This is a genomic window from Amycolatopsis sp. NPDC059657 (assembly GCF_042734395.1).
Classification (GTDB): domain Bacteria; phylum Actinomycetota; class Actinomycetes; order Mycobacteriales; family Pseudonocardiaceae; genus Amycolatopsis.
The window spans coordinates 1-4,914 of record NZ_JBHWEB010000244.1 but is presented as its reverse complement, the minus strand read 5'-3'; the positions used below and the strand labels follow the sequence as shown (position 1 = coordinate 4,914).

Genomic DNA, 4,914 nt, shown 5'->3' with positions numbered 1-4,914 from the left:
CCGTCACCTGGGTCACCCGCCTGGTGGGGTTGCTGGCGCTGGTCTCCGTGCTGGTGCCCGCGGGACGCAGGACGTTGCGCGGGCACCTGGCGGAGTGGCTCGAGCTGCCCCAGGACGCCACCACGGCGGCGGCCGCCATCGTCCTCGTCACCGGCGTCTTGCTGGTGTTGCTGGCCACCGGCCTCCGCCGCCGCAAACGCCGCGCCTGGCAGCTCGCGGTCGGCGCGACGGTCCTGTTGACGGTCTCGCACCTGGGCCTGCGCCACGTCTTCGGCCCCGGCCTGGTCTCCGGAGCCCTGCTGGTCACGCTGCTGGCGACCCGCAAGTACTTCATCGCGCTGCCCGACCCGGTCACCGGCAAATGGCGCGCGCTGGGCGTCTTCCTCCAGCTGACCGCGGCCGGATTCCTGATCAACTTCACCCTGTTGTCGGTCGCCTCCCGAGCGGTACTCGAGCCGCTCGGTTTCGTCGGCCGAGTGACCCAGTCCAGCCTGGCGCTGGTCGGCGTGACCGGCCCCGCGGTCTTCCACGCGATGTGGATGGAGGACCTCAGCGCGGCCGTAGGTTTGCTGTTCGGCATCGCCGCGGTCCTGCTGGCCGCGTACTTCCTGCTCAGGTCCGCCGAACCGTCCCCAGCACTGTCGTCCGAGGAAATCGCACGCCTGCGCTTCTTGTTGGACGAGCACGGCGACCGAGACTCCCTGGGCTACTTCGCACTCCGCAGCGACAAGTTCGCGGTCTTCTCGAAGTCCGGCAAAGCGGCACTGACCTACCGAGTGATCGCCGGCGTCGCCATGTGTTCCGGAGACCCGCTCGGCGACCACGAAGCCTGGCCAGGCGCGATCGAGGAGTACCTCGAGGTCTGCCGCCGCCACGGCTGGATCCCAGCGGTATTGGGCTGCTCAGAGCTGGGCGCCACCGTCTGGGCCCGCTTCGACCTCGAGGTACTCGAGATCGGCGACGAAGCCGTCGTAGACGCACTCGGCTTCACCCTCGACGGCCGAGTAATGCGCGGCGTCCGCCAAGCGGTCTCCCGCACCCGCCGAGCCAGCTACGACGTCCAGGTGAGACGAGCCGAAGAGATCTCAGGCCCCGACCTGGCCGAGCTGGTGGCGCTGGCCGCCAACTGGCGCGGAACGGCCACGGAACGCGGCTTCTCGATGGCGCTGGGCCGCATGGGCGACCCGGGCTCGGTCCTCGTGACAGCCCACCAGCACGGCCGCATCAGAGGCATCCTCCAGTTCGTCCCCTGGGGCGAACACGGCCTGTCCATGGACGTGATGAGGCGCGACAGGACCGCCGACAACGGCGTCAACGAGCTGATGATCACGGAGCTCATGCTCGCCTGCCCGGACCGTGACATTCACCACGTCTCCCTCAACTTCGCCGCCTTCCGCGCGGTCATGGAGCAGGGCCACCGCATCGGAGCAGGCCCGTTCGCCCGCATCTCGGCACGGGCCATCCGCCTCATGTCCCGCTGGGTCCAGATCGAGTCCCTCTACCGCTTCAACGCCAAGTTCCAACCCCGCTGGGTTCCCCGCTACCTGATCTACCCCGGAGTCCGTGACCTACCGCGAGTCGGCATCGCCGCTTTCGAGGCCGAGGGCCTCGGCGGCCGCCCATCGCGCCTGCTCAGGATGCTGCAGCGCTAGACACGGGGGGTGATGTTCAGGCCCGTTCGGGGGGTGTGTAACCTATCTTCGCAGTGGTCGTTGGGCCTGGGAGGCTTCGCCTAGTCTGGTCTATGGCGCCGCACTGCTAATGCGGTTGGGGGTAACCCCCCCTCCCGGGTTCAAATCCCGGAGCCTCCGCTGGTGCCTGTTCCGGCAGGTGCTAGATTGATAACTGAACAAGCGCCCGTAGCTCAGCTGGATAGAGCATCTGACTACGGATCAGAAGGTCAGGGGTTCGAATCCCTTCGGGCGCACGTACGGTTGAGACAGCAGTACCAAGAAACCCGCCGGTCTCCGGCGGGTTTCTTGCTGTCCGCTACTTGTCTGGCTCCGGCGTGTCGTTCCGCCAGACGCACGGTGACGAGACAGTGAGGTAGACCTCACCGAGATCGTTGCTCTGCAAACCCATGCGGAATCCGTTCGCCTTGTTCTCCGCGGTCAAGAACTTCCGTTGTGGATCGTCTTCGACAACGGTGAAGTCTGCAGACGGCCATCAAGTACGTAACGCTTCGAAGGTCTTCTCTGGCGGGGCACCCTCTAACTGGTAGCTGACGCTCGCATCCCGTCGATTCTTTGCTGGGCTTCCGTCTGCGTTCGAGCAGGGGAAGTCGTAGTTCTTGTCGGGATTCGTGAACTTGACCGCGAGCGGCAGCTGAGCCGCTTCCGCGTATTCATCGACTTTTCGGGCAGCCTTAGCCAGTGTGATCGTCGGTTGCATTCCACCTCCGCTACTGTTGCCCTTGCAACCAGCCAAGACCACGGTGAGTCCCGCGAATATCGCAAGCAGGCTGGCGATCGGTTTGTGGCTCACCTTGTTCCTTGTGGTTACGCTGCTGTCTACGGCTTGTCGGGCTCCGGGCTTCCATTCCGCCAGACGCACGGTGACGACACCTTGAGATAGACCTCACCGAGGTCGTTACTCTTCAACGCCATTGTGAACCCGTTTGCCTTGTTCACCCCGCCTAGGTAGCGGTTTGGCGGTTCTTCGTCGTTGACCTCAAACCCTGACCTGGCCCAAAAAGACCGGATCGCGTCGAAGTAGACGGGTATCTTTTCGACTGAGGTCCCTTCAAGTTGGTAACTCACTCTGGCATCGCGTCGATTTTTAGCCGGGCTGCCGTCCGCGTTCGAGCAGGGGAAGTCATAGTTCTTACCGGGGTTCCCGAACTTGGTGTCGGGGCCGATAGCTTGCCGAGCAAGCTCGGCGTACTCATCGACCTTCCTAGCTGCCTCGGCGAGCGTGATCGTCGGTTGCATTTCACCTCCGGGACTGTTGCCGCCTGAACCGCAGCCGGTGACAACTAACATGACCGCGACCGCGATGGCTGCAAGCCGCTTGCCTGACTCGCGCTTCATAGTGCACCTCTCCGCTTCACGGTTGCTGCCCGGCAATGATCTTGCCGGTGCTCCGGAGTGCGGGGTTGTTCTGCTGCCAGTACTCGCCGTGAGCGGCGACGCTGGGTAGGTCGAGTGGCGCCGCCGCTGTCGTCCCCGGGGCGGAGCGGAATGTACGGCCGCCGAACTCGGGATCGGTGGGGCTTGGACCGAGCGGATCGCCCGGCATCCCGTCGCCGCCGGGGAGCCTGGGAAAGTTCGTGACGTGGATGACGTCCTTGTCGGCAGTCGTCGAGAACACGTGATCACGTGGCATGTTCAACTGACTGGCGTGGTCGACACCTACGCCAGGGCTGGCGATGAGTACCAGGTCATCGACAGCGAGTTTCTCGTCGCGCGCGGCGTGTCCGATGAGTGTGGTTCCGTAACTGTGCCCGACCGCCGTATTGTGTGACGGAGTACCTTCGTGGCTCTCTCGCAGGCCATCCTGGAATCCGTCAAGTGCCTTCTTCCCGTTATCCGCGTAGCTCTCACTTCCCGCATTGAGCAAAGTATCGGGCGCGTCGTAACCCAGCCATGTTATGACGGATGTCGACTTGCCGCCCGATTCAACCGCCTCTCGATGCATCGCGTCGCCCCGATTGAGCTCATCACCAAAGGTGGCGAGGTCGGCTGTGGTCCCAGGAACGTAAGTGGCTACGTTGGCCGCGGTATCCGGATTTCCCTTTGCGACAATGGCCTTGCCGTCTTCTCTGCCGTCGATGCCCAGCAAATAGTACTTCTGGTTCTCTGGCGTGTCGGCAGGCTGGTTCAGCCGTTGGTTCAGTTGGTCGAGCCCATGGAGCTTCCCATCAAGCGCGGCGAGCTGGGACTTGAGTGCATCGAAGTCGCGTTGATCGTTGAGCTTGATCTCGCCCCCGCCAGTACGCGGGAAGTTGTCGATCTTGCGTTGCAGTTCATCCCGGTCATGCCGAAGGGTTGTTTGTTCACGCCCGATCAGGACGCGGTTGGCGATATCGCGCTGCTTCGCCGAGAACCCGTCACGAGGTCCGACCAACTCGGGCCTGTCCGTCGCCAATCGGGTGCGCTGAGCCTCGCTCAGGGTGGCCCAGTAAGCAGCGTTCTGCGCTGCCGTCGCACCCTCTGGCGGCGGCGCCGGGATGGTCAGTGAGCCGAGAGCATCTCCAGCGTTGCCCGCGCCGGCGAGGCTGGTGTGTTCGTTGTCGTTAGCTGCGGCGTCGATCGTGTGCCCGGACAGGATCTTGTCGAGGACGAGGCTGAAGTCCGCGTCGACATCGGTGGCGCTGCGGACTACCTGGTCAACTCGTTCGCGCAGCTCGGCAGCGATCTTCTGGCGTTCCCTCGCCACCGCCTCCTGCTGATCCGTGCGGATACCCGCGGGCGGCCCGTTGTCAACGACCACGCCGTCGTCTCCGATGGTGAAGTGTTGCGCCGCCGCGAGAGCCTCCGCCTCGCGTACGCCATGCATAACGCCTGTGATGGCATCACCCGTATCGCCGAAGCTACGTCGGCCGGCCGCGAGTTCGGCGGCGTGCTCCTCAAGGCTGTCGATGATCTGATTGACCTTGCCGGCGGCGGCGGTGGCGGCCTCACCGGACCAGCCATGCGGGGTGTTGAGATCGCGCAGGTCATCCGAGAGCGCGATGGTCTTGTTGTAGACGGCATTGAGTGCTCCCACCGCATCTAGCAATGGGGTTGAGTTCCACTTTCTTGCTGCTCCCCAAGTAACCATCAAGCTGGCCTTGGGCCGCTTGGTGTGCGCTCGCGTGCGGTCAGGTCTTGGGCCGCGGCTGAGGTTCACCCCGGGTAGTGGACACCGAGTTAGCAGGACCAGTCGTCCTGTTGAAAGGATGTCCTCATGCCTCCTCGCAAGCGCCGTTCGTAC

The 4,914-nt window shown here is 64.1% G+C and carries 4 protein-coding genes and 2 tRNA genes; 3 read left to right on the top strand and 3 right to left on the bottom strand.

The window, feature by feature from the left end; all coding sequences use genetic code 11:
- The 3 genes from ACFV15_RS47835 to ACFV15_RS47825 all read left to right on the top strand — a co-directional run.
- Positions 1–1,652, top strand: a 1,652-nt coding sequence (locus ACFV15_RS47835; protein ID WP_378360146.1) for a phosphatidylglycerol lysyltransferase domain-containing protein, incomplete at its 5' end; no start/stop codon positions are given.
- Positions 1,653–1,721: 69 nt separating this feature from the next.
- Positions 1,722–1,811, top strand: a tRNA-Ser gene (locus ACFV15_RS47830).
- Positions 1,812–1,853: 42 nt separating this feature from the next.
- Positions 1,854–1,927, top strand: a tRNA-Arg gene (locus ACFV15_RS47825).
- A 239-nt stretch (positions 1,928–2,166) separates the two neighbouring features.
- Here ACFV15_RS47825 and ACFV15_RS47820 read toward each other — a convergent pair.
- Genes ACFV15_RS47820 through ACFV15_RS47810 form a run of 3 tightly spaced genes read right to left on the bottom strand, consistent with a single transcriptional unit; the run spans position 2,167 to position 4,707 of the window.
- Positions 2,167–2,484 carry a hypothetical protein gene (locus tag ACFV15_RS47820; protein ID WP_378360145.1) on the bottom strand — a complete coding sequence of 106 codons (318 nt, stop codon included), beginning with the start codon at positions 2,482–2,484 and terminating at the stop codon, positions 2,167–2,169.
- Between the two features lie 26 nt (positions 2,485–2,510).
- Complete coding sequence (locus ACFV15_RS47815; protein WP_378360143.1) at positions 2,511–3,029, bottom strand: hypothetical protein; 519 nt, start codon at positions 3,027–3,029, stop codon at positions 2,511–2,513.
- 16 nt (positions 3,030–3,045) lie between these two features.
- The gene (locus tag ACFV15_RS47810) at positions 3,046–4,707 is read right to left on the bottom strand and encodes an alpha/beta hydrolase (protein WP_378360141.1); all 1,662 of its coding nucleotides are present in this window, start codon (positions 4,705–4,707) and stop codon (positions 3,046–3,048) included.
- Positions 4,708–4,914: the final 207 nt, after the last annotated feature.